The organism is Serratia sp. FS14 (assembly GCF_000695995.1).
Taxonomy (GTDB): Bacteria; Pseudomonadota; Gammaproteobacteria; order Enterobacterales; family Enterobacteriaceae; genus Serratia; species Serratia nematodiphila.
Genome location: NZ_CP005927.1, coordinates 2451164 through 2468812, shown reverse-complemented (window position 1 = coordinate 2468812; position 17649 = coordinate 2451164). Strand labels below are relative to the sequence as shown.

Sequence of the window (17649 nt, the reverse complement as noted above, 5' to 3'; positions counted from 1 at the left end):
AATATGGCGAGCAGGATCAAGAATGCGCGGAAAAAAGCGGCGGATTTTAACTCTTGTTACCTTTTTCTGTATTTCGCCGCATTTAGGCTGGGCAACTACGCTTAATGACGTGACCTCACCCTTATTGAGCAGGAGCGACAGCATGAACGAACAGCAACGCCAGGAGCACGAGCAGGATGAGACGATGCGGGTAGAAAGCGAAGAGCAGGAACAGGGCAAGCGCGAAATCGAAGTCAGGGAAGAAAATCTGCCGTCGCGCGCGGCGGCGGTGCATGAACAGATCCGGATGGAAGGCGAAAAAGAGCTGGAGCGCGACGGGCTGGCATTGCTGTGGTCGGCGATCGCCGCCGGGCTGTCGATGGGCGCCTCGCTGGCGGCGAAGGGCATTTTCCACGCCCGCCTGCCGGACGATCCCAGCCGTTTCTTCCTTGAGAACCTCGGCTACACCTTCGGTTTTATCATTGTCATCATGGCGCGCCAACAGCTGTTTACCGAAAATACCGTCACGGCGGTATTGCCCATCATGCATAAACCCACGCCGCGCAACCTGCTGATCCTGCTGCGTCTGTGGGGCGTGGTGCTGCTCGGCAACCTGATCGGCACCGGGCTGGCGGCGCTGGCGTTTACCCATATGCCGCTGTTCGACGCCGGGACGCGCGGCGCCTTCATCAGCCTGGGCGAAGAGGTGATGCGCCATACGCCGGGAGAAATGTTCGCCAACGGCATCCTGGCCGGCTGGATCATCGCCACCATGGTGTGGATGATCCCGGCCGCCGGCGCGGCGAAAATCTGGGTGATCGTGCTGATGACCTACCTGGTAGCGATTTGCGATTTGACCCATATCGTGGTCGGTTCGGTAGAGATCCTCTATCTGGTGTTCAACGGCGCGATTGGGTGGCAGGAATTCGTCTATCCGTTCGCCCTGCCAACGCTGGCGGGCAACATCATCGGCGGCACCTTTATCTTTGCGTTGATAAGCCATGCGCAGATCCGCAACGATTTGAGCGCCCAAAAACGGGCGGAGCGGCAGCAAGAGGAAAAACGGCGCCACAGCGGGGAAAAACCGTGATCGCCGTCGGTCAGGCGAGGAAATTTCGGCGCTAACTGGCGAGGTATTGAGCAAACGCACCGCTAAGCGCTTATTCTGCGGGTAAAAAAAGGTATAATGCCCCGGCAGCTTCGGTTGCCAGCCCGCAGCGTCCCCGTAGTTAAACGGATATAACAAGCCCCTCCTAAGGGCTAGTTACTGGTTCGATTCCAGTCGGGGACGCCATTATTTATTATCAAGCCATTCCCCATCATCGGCACCCGCAATCCTCCTTCTCCACGCCTCAGACCCGATTTCCCCCGCGCGTTATGATGGGCGTTAATTGAAAAACTTAATATCCGTCGGCGTAGCAATCGTCGCCGCCTCGCCTCTGGCCTTCAACTCGCCCGTCTCATCATCGAAATCGAACAGCGTAACGGTATTGGTGAACACATTCGTGACATAAAGATGCTTGCCGGTGGCATCGAAAGCGAGCGCACGCGGTTCAATGCCGCCGGCCTCATAGCGCCTCGTCTCCCCTGGCAGCCCATCCCCACCAATTTTTAATATCAGCAAATGGTTATCGGCACCGCGATTGGTGGCAATAAGATATCTGCCGCTCGGACTGAGGATAATGGCTCCGCCGCTTTTCGCCTCCGCTGAATCCTGCCCGCCGTTCAGTTTCACTTTCCCTTGTTGCGTCAATCGATGGTCGCTGACGGTAAACACCTCGATTTCACCTGCCATTTCGGTGATGACATAGGCATACTCGCCTTTCGGCGAGAATACCATGTGCCTTGGGCCGGCGCCTGGCGCAAAGCTGACATCGCGCGATGCGTCCGCCTGCAGCGGCTGTGCGCTATCCGAGCGATAGCGATAGGCGTGCAGCTTGTCCCCGCCGAGATCCGCCGCATACAGATATTTACCATCGCGGCTGAAGGTGGTTGAGTGCGCATGGCCCCCTTCCTGACGCCCCTGCACGGCGCCAGAACCTGATATAAACGGATAATGCTGCACCTGTTCACCCAGTTTGCCGTCACTGTCAATTGGCAATACCGTCATCCCCGCGCCGCCTTTGGCGACGGAGTAGTTGGCGACAAACAGAAACTTGCCATCCGGACTGAGGGTGGCATGCGTCGGCTGCTGGCCCGCACTGCTCACCGTATTCAGCACCCGCACGCTGCCGGCTTCGTCTATTGCCAAGGCGGTCACCGTTCCCGCGTTCTCCTCATTGGTGGCATAGGCGAAACGGCCATCGCGAGATTTTACGATCCACGATGGGCTGTTCATTTTAACCACGTCGAGCAGCGTTAACGTGCCGTCGCCATTAACCGCCAGGCGATAGAGCCCTTCACTGGGTCTTGCCGGTTTCTGCACCGCAGGCGCATTCGGAATATGGGTCCAGGTACCGACTAACGCTATTTGCTGATGTTCCCGATTATTGGCCATCGCATTTCCTGAAAACATGAGAGAAATTAACACCGCAGTTAATTGAATGGCTTGCCGGCCTGAGCCGGCAACGATTGTTCGACCAAGTTCAGACAATATAGAAGGTAGCATAAAGCGAGCTGGATGGCGCTTATTAATCGAGTCGATAGTTTTTTCTCTATTCATGATGTCTTCTTGCCTCATCACTATGTCACAGGAATAAGTATATCGACATTGACAACCTTGCCATTTAGATCCTCTTGCCTATATAACTCTATAAAAAAGCTCTCCCTCATTTTGACATTGATGGCAGGCAGATAAGCGTCATACATTACATCGAAAAAGTCAATATATTCTGAAAACTCCCCCGTAAAGGGGATGACAATATATTTACCCATAGGGATATAGAAGTTAAAGATGGAATGAAAAACCTCTTGCCCTTTGCTGTTGGAATGCCATTTATTACTCCTGTTCTTTTCCACATTACATCCCCCCCGCTGCTTGCTTAACCATTTTTCATTGGTCCGTGCAATGTCGCCGGTATCTCTGAATTTTCTTATAGAATGAAAAATCAGTGAGTTGTAATGCTTTAACATCTCAATGTCATCCGGCATGACCGTGTGGTAGAAGTAGGGTTTCTTATCGTTGCCATACGGCGGGATCTGCGTGGAAAAATCCCATCCCCGGCTGTTTCTAAAGCTGTTGGGCGTTTCGCCAAAGAAACGTTTGAATGCCCGCGTGTAACATTGCTGAGAGGCAAACCCGGATGCCAGGGCGACATCCAATATGTTCCCTTGGTGCTGTTTGAGCAGAATAGCAGAGCGACTCAGTTTTCTATTCCTTATATAAGTCCCTAACGTTATACCAAAATAATGCTTAAACAGCCGTTGCAAATGCCATTTAGAGTAACCTGAGATAATGGAAACCTTTTCAACTGTCAGCCCCTCGACAATATTCTTTTCCATATACTCCAACACCTGCAAAAGAATATCTTTTCTGTAATCCATATGTGCTCCTTGCTTTTATAAGATTCGCGTCCTTTTTATTAAAATCGTTAACTAACCAAACCAAGTCATTAAGATTAATCCTAAAAAAAACCAGCCTGTCAATTCATTTTTTTCGGCATAGGAAAAACTATCGCATAAATAACTGAAAATGATCATGTTATATAAATCTCTCCGCAAGAAACCCATAAAACAAAATCAACTCGCGTAAAGTGCACTCATCAAAGATGCACTTGCCACACCAGGCAGAATCACACTTTTTGATAATTGTTTTACCTTAAAGTGTTTTTTACAGCCAGATTGCATGGCCGAATAGGAATTTCATCATCACAAATGAAAACGCATTTTATATGCCTGACCCGCCGATAAAACGTACTGCGAAAGAGATATAAAGTATGACCGACAGTAAAAGAAGACGGGAGGGATAAGCTCAAGGCTGAACATCGGTCTCAATAATCTCGCGTCGCGATAGCGCGTTTCTTTTTTATCGTTCCTGCGCAGAGAAAACGGATATTTTAACAAACCTTGCTCGATGCCCTGTTTTACAAACCGCGCCCATTGGGAACCCTGCCTACTCCCATGAATCGCCCATCTCCCCCCCCGGTAAAATGCCGAGCCGACTCGCCCGCGCCTTGTTGTCAGAACGGCCTGCGGCCGCAAACAAAAAGCCCAGCACGCGAGGCTGGGCTTTTCATTAACGGCCTGATTAATCAGCCAGGTTGTCGATCTCTGCGGACCTGTGCTTGCGCAACAGGTACAGCAGCAAAGATACCCGCCGCTCGGTGCGTTCCGGGGTATCCGGCGGCAGGTTGTAGCGCAGGGTATAACGCTCGTTGTTCTCGTTGCAGAAATCGATGACGAGCACGGGAGCAGAGGCCCCCGCTACTTTTCGATAATTCAGCGAGATGCACGACAGGTTTTTTTTCATCTCAACTTACCGCGACAGTGCGGCGGGTTGATTCGGCAATCCGCCCCACGCCGGCGCTCAACGCAGCGCCCAACAGCAGCACCAACAGCGAACCCCACGCGGCGCGAGACAGCTGTTTGGCCGCTTCATCGGCCGCTTCACGCGCTTTCTGCTCGGCCTCGGCCTTGAGTTTTTCCACCTTCTGCGCCGCCTGCTGGTAAGCCTGGGCGTAGTTATCGACGATTTGGCTCGCTTCATCGCGGCTCTTGCCGGTGCGTGCCGCAACGATATTCACCAGCGCGTCCTTATCGGCGGCGCTCAACGCCGGCTCACCGGACTGCTTGACGCGCTCGAACCACTGCTTAAGCTCGGTGGCGGCCTGCGCCGGATCGGCCGCGGCATCCACGGCCGACTGTTTGCCGTCGGCGGCCGCCCGATTGACTTTCTGCTCCAACCGAGCAGGATCCAGCTCCGGCTTACCGGTCTGCTTAAGGGTGGCGTTCAACTGATTTTCCAGGCTTCCCCAGTCAAGGCTGATGCCCTTTTTATCCAGCTGTTGCTTGAGGCCTTCGCCTACGTTTGGCGCTGCCGCCGCCAGGCCGCTGCCTGCCAGCGAAAGCCCTTTACCCACCGCGCTTCCTGCCAGCCCCACTACGCCGCTCGCCAATGAAACCATCAGCCAAGTGGTCAACAAGGTGGTGATCGCCCAGCTCAGCAAGCCATGCAAGCCGCCGCGATTCGGTGCGGAGCGGCCGGCGACGAACGCGCCTGCGGCCAGCGATGCCAACGTTGAAACCAGCAGCCAGATCCCGGTGCCGGTGCCAAAGCCGCTCAGCGGGTTGCCCTTTTGCATCATATCCACGGCCTGGGCACCAATAGCCGTGCCCAGCACGCTGAAGGTCAGATAAGTCACCAGCGCCACGGCACTCCCGGCCAATATCGAGCCCCATGACACCTGAAACGCTAAGCGATTTGATTCATAGACAGTGGTCATCGTTGTTCCTTATATTTTCTGGACAAGTGATTGCACGCACGGCGGGTAACCGCGCAGACAAATTCAGTCTGCCGCGCGGCGTCGTCGGCCGTCCCGGTTCATTTGCATCAGAATACCTGGTGCATTCACACCCTGCGAATACGCACGTTATGCACTAAGCTGCTCAGCGTATAGCGTAACCCGCGGCCGCCTTAAGAGGCCGCCCCCCTTCTGTCTAGCGGAGAACACATGAGCCAATCCGTTTTGGCCAGCGAAACCCACAGCGGCCACCTGCAGCAAATCATCTCCGGCTTGTCCGACGGCGTGATCCTGACGGATACCGATCAAACCTTGCTATGGGCCAACGAGGCCGCGTTGACCATGCATGGCGTGAGTCATCAGAAAGCTCTGGGGGCCAATGCCGGTGAGTACGCGGCGCGTTTTGCCCTGCGCTATCGCAACAATCATCCGCTGGTTTTGGAACAGTACCCGCTGAACCGGGTTGCCAAAGGCGAAACCTTCACCGATGTGGTGGTGGAGGTTCGGCAGGTCGACGATCCGGACAGCTTCTGGGTGCACCGCCTGCGGAGCCTGATTATCACCGATGCGCAGGGGCAACCGGAGCTGCTGGCGCTGATCCTGAGCGACGCGACGGAGTGGGCCAGCGCCGAACAGCGCTTTGAAAAAACCTTCAACGCCAATCCGGCACCGGCAGTCATTTGTCGGCTAAGCGACCTGCGTTATGTCAAGGTCAACCAGGGGTTCCTTGATATGACCGGTTACCAACGTGAACAGGTCATGGGGCGTTCGGTTTATGAACTCGACGTTTTGGAACAGGCGGAGCACAAAGAACTGGCCGTTCAGCGCCTGGGGGAAGGCGCTACCATTCCGCAGATGGAGGCCGAGCTGAAGCTGCCCGGCGGCGGAAGCAAGCTGGTAGTGGTTGCCGGCCAACCCTTGGATATCAATGAAGACGACTGCATGCTGTTCACGTTTACCGATCTCGAACCCCGGCGCCAGGCGGAATCGGCGCTGCGAGAAAGTGAAGAACGGTTTGCCAAGGCATTTCGCCTGAGCCCGGTGCCGACGTTGTTATGTACCGCGCACGAGCGGCGCGTGCTGGATGTCAACGAAGCCTTCACCCGCACCACCGAGTACGACGCCGAAGACTTGATCGGCAAGACGGTCGGAGAGATCCCGTTTATTGACGATCCGGAGGCGAACCGCCGTTTGTTTGCCGCCCTGGAAAAAAGCGGCAACGTCGAAGGGCTGGACATCCGGGTGCGCAAGAAAGGGAGCGAGTCGATTGACTGTGTGGCCTCGGCGGATGCCGTCAGCATCCACAATGCGCCCTGTTATCTGCTGGTGCTCATGGACATTACCGAACGCAAACGCTCGGAGCTGGAGCTGGTAAGCGCCATCGAAGAAGTGATGCAGGACGCCTCCTGGTTCAGCCAAACCCTGATCGAAAAACTGGCCAACGTGAAAAGCATCAATCGGCCCGACCAGGCTGGATTTACCGCCAGCGATCTCACGCCGCGCGAGCGCGATGTGCTGGAATTGATTTGCGAGGGGCTGCCGGACAAGAAAATCGCGGCGCGTCTCAATCTGGCGCTCAACACCATCCGCAACCATGTCGCGACGGTCTATTCCAAACTCGGCGTGCATAGCCGCAGCGAAGCCATCGTCTGGGCCAGAGAACGCGGGCTGTTTACCGGTGGGCTGGCCTTCAGGAATGGCAAGTAGCCTGCAAATGCACTACCCAAACCGATGCAAACGCCCCTTATAGGCCAAAAGTGAAGTGCATAACATGGCGGTGCAAATGCAGGCTTCCGTCCTGTGCGGAAGCCAAACGGATCGAACCTTAGGAGCGCATCACAATGAACAGCGAAAAAGCCAATGGCATGATGGAAAAAGTGGCGGGCAAGGCGCAGGAAATCGCGGGCGACGTCACCGGCAACGAACGTTTGCAGGCCGAAGGCGCCGCGCGCCAGGCAGCGGGCGTGCTGCAAGAAAAATACGGCGATGCCCTGAGCTGCGCCGGCAACATGATGAAGAAAAACCCCCCTCGCCGCATTGGCCCTCATTGCCGGCGCAGGCCTGTTGACCGGCCTGCTGCTGCGCCGCCGTTGATGCGCGCCGGCGAACAAACCGCTTTTCCCTGAATGCCGCGCCCGGTGGGTAGCCACCGGGCGCGGTTCTCTGGCCAGACGGGGGATTGCTGCCTCCATCTCGTTGGCATCCGGGCTTAACGCGTGCTCTGCGTCGCCATGCGACGGATTATTATGGCGAAACCGTTATATCCCGCAGGGAACATGAGCCTTTATCGTTCAGGCTGTCGCACACCGTCTTTACTCGCTGCTTATACGGCACGTCTTTTTATTATATTCGTCCTATTGCAGATTATCATCACCCTCTCACTCAACGCGCCCACCACCTGTTATTTCCGGTTGTTATGCAAGCCAGTTAATTTCCCTGCAACATAACGATATTTCTCAGCGTAAAAACTGAATATATCAATCAGCCTGGGTTTATCCTCCGCGCCATTAAATGTTAATATTGCCGGATTATGCGCACGGAGAAATAGCATGTTCCCCAGTAAAAAACATTCGCAGCGGGCAACCCCGCTGACCAGCTATCAATTTTCCCGGCTGCATACTTTCGAATGCGTCGCCCGTCATTTATCTTTTGCGCTGGCGGCGCAAGAATTGTCGATCACCCCCAGCGCCGTGAGCCACCGCATTAATTTGCTCGAAAAGGAATTGGGTTTTCTGCTATTCCAACGCTTTCATCGCCGGATTACGCTGACGCCGGAGGGCGAGCGCATGCAATGGGCGTTGGACAGTTCCTTCAACACCTTGAATCAAGAAATTCTGGACATCAAAAATCGCGAGTTGACGGGGACCTTGACCCTCTACTCGCACCCGTCCCTGGTGCAATGTCTGCTGCTGCCGCGCATCGGCGACTTTATCGCCCAGCACCCCACCATTCACCTCAATATTCTGACCGGGCAGGAAATCATCAACCTGGCCAACCGCGGCGTGGATCTGGCGATGTACTTCGGCAAACTGCCCTCGGGGCGGCATCTGGACGAAGCCTTTATGCAGGAATCAATGGTGCCGATCTGCACGCCGCAGTACGCCGCCACGCATAACCTGTACGATGCGCCGGAAAACCTGGCCCACTGCACGCTGCTGCACGATCGCTACAACTCCGGCGAAGATGAGTGGCAAACCTGGTCGCAACACTTTGCGCTGGGGCTGGATACCGACAGTAAAAGCATGGAGTTCGACCGTTCCGATCTTGCCGTGCTGGCCGCGACGCGGCACCTTGGCGTCGCCATGGGGCGGCTCAATCTGGTGCAGGACTGGATCAAAAGCGGCGAACTGATCATTCCGTTCACCGACATGACCGTGCCCTGCGAGCACTGCTATTTTACCTCGACCATCTCCGAGCGGCAGTGGCCGAAGATCCTCGCGTTTAAGCAGTGGATCATGAAAATCTCCCCTCTGGTCTGATGGCCAGAGGATTATCGCCATACTTTGGGGGAATAAGAAAAATGCAGCGCGCAGGCGTAGAGCCGGCCAGCCTTTGAATAAGAGATATTTTTGCGGTTTTTATCCCAGGTCAGCAGAGAATTATTGGCAAAATAATAAACCTCCAATTGCATCCCATTAGCCAACCTCGACCAGCCTCGGCTTCTTATCACGGTAAAATCACCGTTATCGCTGAGCGTAATCAGCGGCACGCCCCAGGCATAGCGGGATATTTGCAGCTGAATAATGAATTGGCTTTCGCAGCTTATTTGGTAGTTCTGTACATCAACATCCATAATTTATATTTTTGGTGCCACCCTTCGGTCAACATAAATAAGATATGAACAACTCACTACGATTAACCCCAGTACGATCAACACAGCACCCAATACAAATTCAATTTGCAACGGTTCGCCGAGAATGACGGCCCCCGCCAGGATGCCGAATACCGGCGTCATAAAGGTGAGAATGCCCAACGAGGAAGCCTGATAACGACGCAACAGTGAAAACCAGATCAGGTAGCTGAAAAACGACACGATCACCGTTTGGAACAACAGGCTGCTCCAGGCCACGGGGCTCAGGACGACGTGCAAATTGTCTGTCGCCAGCGCCAGCAGCGACAGTAGCACACAGGCGCCCGTCAACTGGAACAGCAGCGTCTGTTTGGCCGGGCACTCCGCCAGGCGCGTGGTACGGATCACCAGGGTAGAACCGCCCCAGGCGATCCCCGCCAGCAGGCCATAGAAATCGCCTTTCAGCCGATCGGCCCCGCCGCTGCCCTCGGCCATGCCCGATATGGCCAGCACCACACCGCCAAAGGCGATGAGCATGCCCAGCCACTGCACCGGCGACAGACGCTCCTGACGATTCAGGAAATGCAGGCCAAGGGCAGAAAACAGCGGCGCGGTGTACAAAAACACCGCCATATGCGAGGCGCTGGTATAGCGCAGCCCTTCGGAGACAAAAAAGAACTCCAGCGCGAACAATGCTCCTACGCTCAGACCGGCGCTCAGCGTGGCGCGATCCCAGGTGAAACACTCGCCGCGGCAACGCGCCAACAGGTATACCCCCAGCGCGGCGAGCCCCGAACGAATGGCAATTTGCAGCACCGCCGACACATCCGCCTCGGCAGCCTTGATCGCCACCTGCTGCATTCCCCAGATAGCGCAAAGCATCACCATGGCGGCGGCAGCCCTGCCGTCAATACCGATTCTTGCATTCATAATAGGGTTCTCGTCGCCGTTGAAATAATAACAGGCTGCCGTCGCGTTATTCTTTATACACCACTATTTCCTGATAAAGTTTAATAATCTCGCCGTCGCTGTCGACAGAGTCGGTATATTCAGTTTGCTGCGCCAAATGAATCACCTTCCATCCTTTGCGCGCCAGTTCCGGGATCGTCAGGCGCCCCACGCCGCGGCAGGAAAACAGGGTGTCGGCTGACAGCCTGAGCTTACTAACCTCTGAATAATCATAAGCTTGAGAATGACAAACGTGCGATTCCGCCGCCATCGCCGGTAATGAAAACAGCCCCACCAACAACATTAACAGATTCCTCATAGCGACCTCCCAATCGCTTATTCCTGCCGACCGATTACGCAGAAAGCGGCTAACGTTAATACGGCGGTGACAGGCTTTAATTAATTATCTCTTGCACGGATAAAATTACAGGCTGACGCCGATGACTGACAAATGAAAAATATAAACCTTGGCGTTAGATGAATTCATCCGAATCGAAAGGCATGAAAAGCGGCCCTTTTCACCGCACGAAATGGTCAAAAACCGGCCAATAATTAGCAAGAAAAGTAATTATTTATTTTACCGTTTATGTTACAAATGCCGCCCGCCGCTAAAACACCAAAAAAACCGTCAAAATGCGTGAAAACGCAGCGTTCTGCGCAAAACATCGGCATGGCGGCGCTGATGGGGGCGGTCATACATAAAACAGGGATAACACATGGCAATGAAATTGCGCGTATTGACTCAAGCGGTGGCGCTGGGTCTGGCGATCGGCAGCGCGTCGTTCGCCGCTCAGGCGGAAATCACCCTGCTGAAGCAGGATCCGCAGGCTGGCGATCCGCTCAGCCGCCTGAACTTCACCGTTGGCGGCAGTATCCGTCCGCAGTTCAACAACATGACGGGCGACGGTGACAAGGGCTCCTACAAGCGTAACGGCTTCGACGGCGGCACCCGCTTCCGTTTCGCGGCGGACTACTACCTGTTCGACGATATCAGCTGGATCAGCTACTACGAGCTGGGCGTGAACATTCCGGCGCTGTTCGACTGGGATCACCACTATGCCGACGGCGCGAGAAACACCAGCCGCCGCATGCTGTACACCGGCCTGAAAAGCAACACCTGGGGCCAGATGACCTTCGGTCAACAGAACAGCGTTTATTATGACGTGGTGGGCGCCAAAACCGATATCTGGGACTACGACATGCTGGCCCAGGCACCGGGCAACGGCATCAACGGTGACTACGACGGCTCTTACCGCTCACGCAAAATGCTGAAGTACAAGAACCGCTTCGGCGATGCGGACGTTTACGCTTCGTACCTGTTCAGCGACAGCGACTATCTGCCGGGCAACGGCCTGCGCTACAAGCGCAAAGGCGGCGGCTCACTGGGCGTGGATTACCACATTACGCCGGATTTGACCTGGGGCACCGCCTGGAACTACACCCGCGCCGAAATGCGCAATCCGTCCACCAGCGGCAGCAAGAGCTATGACCAGAACATTTTCGGTACCGCCATCAGTTGGAAACCGGACAACTGGACCCTCACCTTCGGCGGCGGTTACTACAACGACTTCCTGACCACCAAGAAAGCCGACATCAATAATTACTTCGCCGGCGACGCATGGGGTATCGAATACCTGGCCGGTTATACCGTGCCGGTTGGCCAGTACGCGGTGAAATCGGTGATGCCGTACTTCATGGGCGACCGCCTGGAATACATCACCGGCCGCAACTACCAGCGCATCGACAACGGCCTCGGGGTTACCGTGCAGTTTGACTACGGTTTCCGCGTTGACGTGGAGCACGTGCTGACATCGAGCACCGACAACCTCGGCGATATGACCGTGGTGCGCCTGCGCTACGATTTCTGATTGCTCAGAACGCAAAAAAGGCCGCGCAAGCGGCCTTTTTCGTTTATTGACGCAGCGTCAGAAGCCGCCGCGCGCCGAGCGCCCGACCGCCTCGCCCAGCTGCCATACCGCCATGGCGTAATGGGTGCTGTGGTTATAGCGGGTGATGACGTAGAAGTTCGGCAGGCCATACCAATACTGGTAGCCGGTGCCGATGTCCAGCCGCAGCAGGCTGGCTTCCTGATTATCGCCGAGCGAGCCCTGCGGGCTTAGGCCGGCTTCCGCCAGCGCGGCAACCGAGTAGCGCGTCTTGAAGCCATTTTCCAGCCCCGGTGCCTGGCCGTTGGCCTGAATGGCGACCGGCTCGCCTTTGGACCAGCCGTGCGCCTTGAAGTAATTGGCCACGCTGCCGATGGCATCGACCGGATCCCACAGGTTGATATGCCCATCGCCGTTGAAGTCGACCGCATAGCTTTTGAAGGAAGAAGGCATGAACTGCCCATAGCCCATCGCGCCGGCAAAGGAGCCGCGCAGTTCGAGCGGATCGTCGCCTTCGGTGCGCGACATCAGCAGGAAGGTTTCCAGCTCACCGGCGAAGTAATCGGCGCGGCGCGGGTAGTTGAAGGCCAACGTCGCCAGCGCGTCGATAATGCGGGTTTTACCCATTACGCGGCCCCAGCGGGTCTCCACGCCGATAATCCCCACGATGATCTCCGGCGGCACGCCGTACACCTGCCAGGCGCGCTGCAGCGCATCCTGATATTGATTCCAGAACACCACGCCGTTCTGCACGTTATCCGGGGTGATGAACTTGTTGCGGTAGCGCAGCCAGGAACCGTTCGGCCCGGTTGGCCCCTGGGTAGACGGCGTCGGCGCCTGCCTGTCCATCAGCCGCAGCACCGAATCCAAACGCCGTGCCTGCGCCAGCACGTCGTGCAGCTGCTGCCGATCAAAGCCGTGTTCCTGCACCATCTTATCGATAAAGCGCGCGGTATTCGGGTTATTGGCGAAATCCCCCCCCAGCGGCGCGCCGCTGTGCGCCGGGCTCAGCAAAAAGCCGCCCTTTACCGGGGTGCTCTGCGGCGTAGCGGTGGTACTGGGTTTCGGCGTGCTGCTACAGGCAGCAAGCAAGGTAATCAGCGGTAAAAGCGCAACCAGGTGACGCATCGGATATCCATATAGCCATGCAAGAGATAAGTGGGAGTTATGTTAATGCATTGTTCAACGCGAACAAACCGGATTATGCCGCCAATTACCGCGCCAGGTAGCCAAACGTGCCAAATTGTGACGTTTTGCACGGTGAAGGGACGCCCGATGCGGCCGCGTGGAATCTCAACCGCAACTAAATGAGAAAAATTATCACCTTGACGCCCGCATTTACCCCGATAAAATGCCCGGCTGCTTGCCATCCGGCCACCGCCGGGCGGTCAATGATTACGACAACGGATTGTGATGGACTCTCTCGGACAACTCGCCAAAGACCTTTATCGTGGGCGCATCTCGCGCAAACCCTTTGTTTTTTCGCTGGCGATCTTCGCCGTTGGCATCGTGCTACTGTCGTTTCTGTCGACCTATCTGGATAAAAACCATTTTCGCGCCCATGCGCACGGCGATACCGAGGAATTCGTCTCGGTGCTGCTGTATCTGCTGTGCATCATGGTGTGGGCGCTGTTCTGTTTTGGCCTGGTGGCGTGGTTTATGGCCAAAACCGCGTTTCGGCTCAACGATATCGGCCTGCCCGGTTGGGCGCTGGCCGTGGCGTGCTATGTGTGTTCGGTGCTGAACAATTACTCTCCCGGCCCGGTGGCGCGCTGGCTGCCGCTGTTCAGTCTGGCGGGGATGATCTGCGCCCTGCTGTTGCCGCCCGACGGGCTGCGCCGCAAGCCGGACGGCAACGCTGACGATTAACGCAGCTGCACCACCTTGTTCGCTGCCGGTTCGGCCGCCGTCAGCCTGCCGCTAACCTGGCTGATACCGCCGCCGCTGTTGTGGGACACCACGGCGATCGGCAAACGCCGCAACTGCCGGGTCAGCTCCGGCGTGATATAGCCGATGTGGGTGTTCTGTTGCTGTTTCCGCCAGCGGTCGGCCGCCCTGCGACGGGAGAAATACTGGTTGTATTTGGCCCAGGCGATCAGAGTGACGGCATTGAACAACGCCACAATGATATACAGCGAGATCACTTCCAGCAGCGACAGGGCGGAGCCCACCCCGTGCTGATCCATCACCGACATCAGGCCGCGGCTGAACAGATAAAGAAAGCCGCACCAGGCGAAAAGCGTCAGCAGGCTGTCTACCATGCGCGGCAGCAGGCCGCGCTCGGAATAAATCAGGACGTCCGTCATTCTTTGATCCTCCCAATGCCCCGGTCGGGGCTTATCCAGCGCGCACGCCCGCGCCGAGCTTTCAACATCACTTTGGAAAACGCCACCAGCGTGGTCAGCAAGCTGAGCAGCCAATACACCAGCGGATACCAGATGATCCAGAACAACGAGCGGCCAAAGCCCTTCTCATAGCGCTTCTCCAGCAGCAGACTGACGGTGAACTGCAGCAAGCACACCACGCCCAGCACCAGGCCGGTAAACGCCGGCGTCAGCAGCGAGTGAATGCGGATGCCCTCCGGCAGCGGTATCGCCAGTCCAACCAGAAAAATCAGCACGCTGACCAGGTAAGTGAACGCCCACAGCGTGGAGAGGCAATACTCGGCGAACAGCAGCCACATATGCCGGTGCTCCCAGGCCCACAGGTTGCGCAGATTCTTTAAAAACACCTCGGCGCCGCCCTGCGCCCAGCGCAGGCGCTGCTTCCATAGCCCGCGCAAGGTCTCCGGCATCAGGATCCAGCACAGCGCTCGCGGTTCGAAGAAGATAGCCCAGTGCTTCAGCTGCAGCTTCCAGCTGATGTCGATGTCTTCGGTGATCATGTCCTGACTCCAGTAACCGACATCGGTAAGCGCTTGCTTACGAAACGCCGCGACCACGCCGGAGATGGTGAACAGGCGGCCATAAACGCGCTGCGTGCGCTTGATAAGGCCGATGATCGACGAAAACTCACCGACCTGGATGCGGCCGATCAGCGTGGAGCGCGTGCGGATGCGCGGGTTGCCGGTCACCGCGCCGACATGCGGATTGGCCAACAGCGGCGCCACCAAATAGGCTGCCGCATCGCGATCCAGCAGCGCATCGCCGTCGATGCACACCAGATACTCGCTGCGCGCCGCCGCTGCGCCCGCCTGCAGCGCGATCGCCTTGCCCTGATTTTGCGCCAAATGGATCACTCGCAGCCGGGGGAACTCCAGCGTCAACTGGTCCAACACCTCGGCGGTGTCATCGCTGGAGCCGTCGTTGATGGCGATCACTTCGATATTGTCATAGCGCTGCGCCATCGCCGCCGAAATGGTTTCACGCGCGTTCAACCCTTCGTTGAAACAGGGGATCAGCACGCTGATCGACGGGTTGCCCGGCAGCGCCGGCGCGGGCATGTCCGGGCTCCAGCGCCAATGCCGCTCGCGATGCAGCCAGAAATAGATGCCGCCGGCGATCCAGATGCCGGACATGAACAACGGCCAGAAGAACACGAAGTTGAGCAGCATTTCGCCGGTAAACAGCAGGACGATGCCGAAAGGCACGCTCAACACCAGACACAGGATAAATAAGGCAATTAAACGATCGGTCATGGCAGTGGGAACCAGGCTGAGGACAACACCGGGCGAACGGCATCCAGCTTAGGCCGATCGTCGAGGAAGTTGTCGGGGTAATAACCAAAGCTCTGAGCGCCATTGCGCTGCAGGCGACGCATCCATTCGGCCAGCAGTTGACCGTCATCCAGGCTGATCCGGCGCTCCTTGCGCCAGTCGACAGCCTGCAACTCAAACACCGTTTTATCGAGCGCGCCGGGGTAAGCGGCCACTTTGCCCACCAGTTGATCCAGCCAGCGGCCGCTGTCGGCGCGCGGCACGTTTTCCATCAGCGGCATCGCCATCGGCGCTACCCAGTCGTAGGCCTGCAGGAAATCCGCTAAATTCTGGCCGAACCAGGCTTCACTGGCGGGATCGAGTACCGGCATCGCATAAATATTGCGCGCGGTTTGCACCTGCGGACCGCGGATCGCCCGCACCCGTTCGGCCAGCGACTGGGTAAAGTCGATCAGCGCCCGGCTCTTGAAGCGCGTCCAGCGCGCCATCGCCTGCGGATCCTGACGAATCGCCGCCACCGAATCGGCGAAGCCGGCCTGGCGATAGGCCGCAACGGCGTCGGGGCCGGCATCTTCGAAGTCCGACAGCAGCGCATCGTCGTGGAACAGGATCCCTTTGAAAGTGGCATGGGCCGCCAGATCCTCGTAGATCTCACCGATGCGCTGGCGCGCCACCGGACTGAACGGCGACAGGCGACGATACTGCTTGTCGTCTACCGACAGCTGCCCGCTTTGCGGATCGAGGCGCTGCACGCGCGGCACGTCAGACCCCAGCTCGAACGCCAGCACCGGCATCCAGGCATACACGGCCACGCCGGTGCGAGAAGAGAGCTGCCAGGAGACCCGGTTGAACAGGTCGGCCTTCATCGGCAGCCAGCGGTTGGGGAAATAGAGCTCGCGCACGTTGCCGTCGCCTTTTGGATCGGCGAACGCCTGCAGGAAAACGGTATTGATGCGCAGGTCATAGATGCGCTGGATCAGCTTGTCGAGGTTTTTGGCCTGCTGCTGCGGATCGGGATCGTAGAGGTAGTCGAGATCGACGTGCGCCACCCGCATGATCTGCCGGTTCTGTATCTGCGTCAGCTGCTGGGCGAAGCTCGTCAGCGACGGATTGCCGGCCACCAGCATGCGCGGCACGTTCTCAGGCGCGTTGACGTCTCCCAGCCCGTTCTCCAGCGTCAGCGCCATGCGGTAACCGTGCTTGCGCGCGATATCCAGCGCCACGCCGCCGGCCGCACCGTACGGCCAGACCCACACGCGCGGCGCCTTACCGGTGGCGGCGGTGATGCGCCGGGTGATCAACGCCACGTCCTTCTCGATGCGTTGGCGGTACTCCGTCTCGCTTTCATAGCGGCCCTGCTTGGCGTCGTACAGCCGATTGGCGACCGCCGGTTCGGTATTGCCCTGCGGGTTGGCGATGCCGCCATAATGCGAGGCGTAGGTATGCGCGCCGATCTCCACCAGCCCGGAGTCCGACACTTCCCGCACCTGCTGCCAGGTGAGGAAGCGATCGCGCGGCGTCATCAGGCCGCCGAAATCGACCGGCTTGTCGGCCGGCGCATCCAGCCAAACGCCGACCGGCGCCAGCACCGCCGGCCAGTTGTAGGCCTTCAGCAACGGGAATACCCGGCTGTAGAAGCTGCGGTAGCCGTCGTCGAAAGTCAGCAGCACCGCCTTGTTAGGCAACGCCGGGCCGCCGTTCTGCGCCTGCAGGATCTGCTCGACCGACACCGGCTGATAGCCGTTTTGCTTCAGCCAGGCGAACTGTTCGTTAAGCGCGCTGGTGCGCACCGACATGTAGCGCTGGTCCGCCGCGCCGTCTTCCACGTCGTGATACGCCAGCACCGCGTAGCGGTTGGCCGGCCACGGGCGTTCCATTGGCCCCACGGTTCGCTCCGCCGGCGGCGTGAAGCGCGGTACGTCCGCCTGACTGCAGGCGGTGGTCAGCAACGCGGCCAGCACTAAAAGCGAGGATCGAATAAGCATGATGATT

General features: G+C 57.4%; 17 protein-coding genes and 1 tRNA gene. 7 read left to right on the top strand and 11 right to left on the bottom strand.

Annotated features, from left to right (window positions below; genetic code table 11):
* The first annotated feature begins 142 nt into the window (after nt 1–142).
* Complete coding sequence (locus tag L085_RS11195; RefSeq protein ID WP_044030764.1) at nt 143–1069, top strand: formate/nitrite transporter family protein; 927 nt, start codon at nt 143–145, stop codon at nt 1067–1069.
* Nucleotides 1070–1198: 129 nt separating this feature from the next.
* A tRNA-Arg gene (locus L085_RS11190) sits at nt 1199–1273 on the top strand.
* 93 nt (nt 1274–1366) lie between these two features.
* On the opposite strand, the gene L085_RS11185 is transcribed toward L085_RS11190, so the two are convergent.
* From L085_RS11185 to L085_RS11170, 4 genes are all read right to left on the bottom strand, one after another.
* Entirely contained in the window at nt 1367–2641 is a 1275-nt protein-coding gene (locus tag L085_RS11185) for a lactonase family protein (RefSeq protein ID WP_226988591.1), read from the bottom strand.
* A 20-nt stretch (nt 2642–2661) separates the two neighbouring features.
* On the bottom strand, nt 2662–3462 hold the full coding sequence (locus L085_RS11180; RefSeq protein ID WP_044030762.1) for a helix-turn-helix domain-containing protein: 801 nt from the start codon (nt 3460–3462) through the stop codon (nt 2662–2664).
* Between the two features lie 703 nt (nt 3463–4165).
* Nucleotides 4166–4387, bottom strand: a complete 222-nt coding sequence (locus tag L085_RS11175) for a hypothetical protein (RefSeq protein ID WP_004936288.1) — start codon at nt 4385–4387, stop codon at nt 4166–4168.
* Between the two features lies 1 nt (nt 4388).
* Entirely contained in the window at nt 4389–5360 is a 972-nt protein-coding gene (locus L085_RS11170) for a hypothetical protein (RefSeq protein WP_044030761.1), read from the bottom strand.
* 228 nt (nt 5361–5588) lie between these two features.
* Here L085_RS11170 and L085_RS11165 point away from each other — a divergent pair, with 228 nt between their 5' ends.
* The 3 genes from L085_RS11165 (at nt 5589) to dsdC (ending at nt 8857) form a co-directional block, all read left to right on the top strand.
* Nucleotides 5589–7085 (top strand): helix-turn-helix transcriptional regulator, encoded by a 1497-nt coding sequence (locus L085_RS11165; RefSeq protein ID WP_044030760.1) that lies wholly within the window; start codon nt 5589–5591, stop codon nt 7083–7085.
* Nucleotides 7086–7219: 134 nt separating this feature from the next.
* Nucleotides 7220–7504, top strand: a complete 285-nt coding sequence (locus tag L085_RS11160; protein ID WP_226988590.1) for a CsbD family protein — start codon at nt 7220–7222, stop codon at nt 7502–7504.
* Nucleotides 7505–7927: 423 nt separating this feature from the next.
* Nucleotides 7928–8857 carry a DNA-binding transcriptional regulator DsdC gene (dsdC, locus tag L085_RS11155; protein WP_004936301.1) on the top strand — a complete coding sequence of 310 codons (930 nt, stop codon included), beginning with the start codon at nt 7928–7930 and terminating at the stop codon, nt 8855–8857.
* 11 nt (nt 8858–8868) lie between these two features.
* On the opposite strand, the gene L085_RS24625 is transcribed toward dsdC, so the two are convergent.
* Genes L085_RS24625 through L085_RS11145 form a run of 3 tightly spaced genes read right to left on the bottom strand, consistent with a single transcriptional unit; the run spans nt 8869 to nt 10435 of the window.
* Nucleotides 8869–9171 (bottom strand): hypothetical protein, encoded by a 303-nt coding sequence (locus tag L085_RS24625; protein WP_015378633.1) that lies wholly within the window; start codon nt 9169–9171, stop codon nt 8869–8871.
* Between the two features lie 3 nt (nt 9172–9174).
* Nucleotides 9175–10098, bottom strand: a complete 924-nt coding sequence (locus L085_RS11150; RefSeq protein WP_044030759.1) for a DMT family transporter — start codon at nt 10096–10098, stop codon at nt 9175–9177.
* Between the two features lie 46 nt (nt 10099–10144).
* Complete coding sequence (locus L085_RS11145) at nt 10145–10435, bottom strand: hypothetical protein (protein WP_044030758.1); 291 nt, start codon at nt 10433–10435, stop codon at nt 10145–10147.
* Nucleotides 10436–10832: 397 nt separating this feature from the next.
* Here L085_RS11145 and L085_RS11140 point away from each other — a divergent pair, with 397 nt between their 5' ends.
* Nucleotides 10833–11984: an autotransporter domain-containing protein gene (locus L085_RS11140; RefSeq protein WP_015378636.1), complete on the top strand. Its 1152-nt coding sequence runs from the start codon at nt 10833–10835 to the stop codon at nt 11982–11984.
* A 57-nt stretch (nt 11985–12041) separates the two neighbouring features.
* Here the strand turns inward: L085_RS11140 and mltB are convergent, their stop codons facing one another.
* Nucleotides 12042–13130, bottom strand: a complete 1089-nt coding sequence (gene mltB / locus L085_RS11135; RefSeq protein ID WP_015378637.1) for a lytic murein transglycosylase B — start codon at nt 13128–13130, stop codon at nt 12042–12044.
* 285 nt (nt 13131–13415) lie between these two features.
* On the opposite strand from mltB, the gene L085_RS11130 reads away from it, so the two are divergent.
* Nucleotides 13416–13871, top strand: coding sequence for a DUF805 domain-containing protein (locus L085_RS11130; protein ID WP_015378638.1), 456 nt, complete (start codon nt 13416–13418; stop codon nt 13869–13871).
* Here L085_RS11130 and pgaD read toward each other — a convergent pair.
* The 3 genes from pgaD to pgaB are packed head-to-tail and all read right to left on the bottom strand — an operon-like array spanning nt 13868 to nt 17642.
* Nucleotides 13868–14308 carry a poly-beta-1,6-N-acetyl-D-glucosamine biosynthesis protein PgaD gene (pgaD, locus tag L085_RS11125; RefSeq protein ID WP_016926824.1) on the bottom strand — a complete coding sequence of 147 codons (441 nt, stop codon included), beginning with the start codon at nt 14306–14308 and terminating at the stop codon, nt 13868–13870. The genes L085_RS11130 and pgaD overlap by 4 nt on opposite strands.
* Entirely contained in the window at nt 14305–15639 is a 1335-nt protein-coding gene (pgaC, locus tag L085_RS11120; RefSeq protein WP_015378640.1) for a poly-beta-1,6-N-acetyl-D-glucosamine synthase, read from the bottom strand. Before pgaC ends, pgaD begins: the two co-directional genes overlap by 4 nt.
* Nucleotides 15636–17642 carry a poly-beta-1,6-N-acetyl-D-glucosamine N-deacetylase PgaB gene (pgaB, locus tag L085_RS11115; RefSeq protein ID WP_031300559.1) on the bottom strand — a complete coding sequence of 669 codons (2007 nt, stop codon included), beginning with the start codon at nt 17640–17642 and terminating at the stop codon, nt 15636–15638. Before pgaB ends, pgaC begins: the two co-directional genes overlap by 4 nt.
* Between the last annotated feature and the right edge of the window lie 7 nt (nt 17643–17649).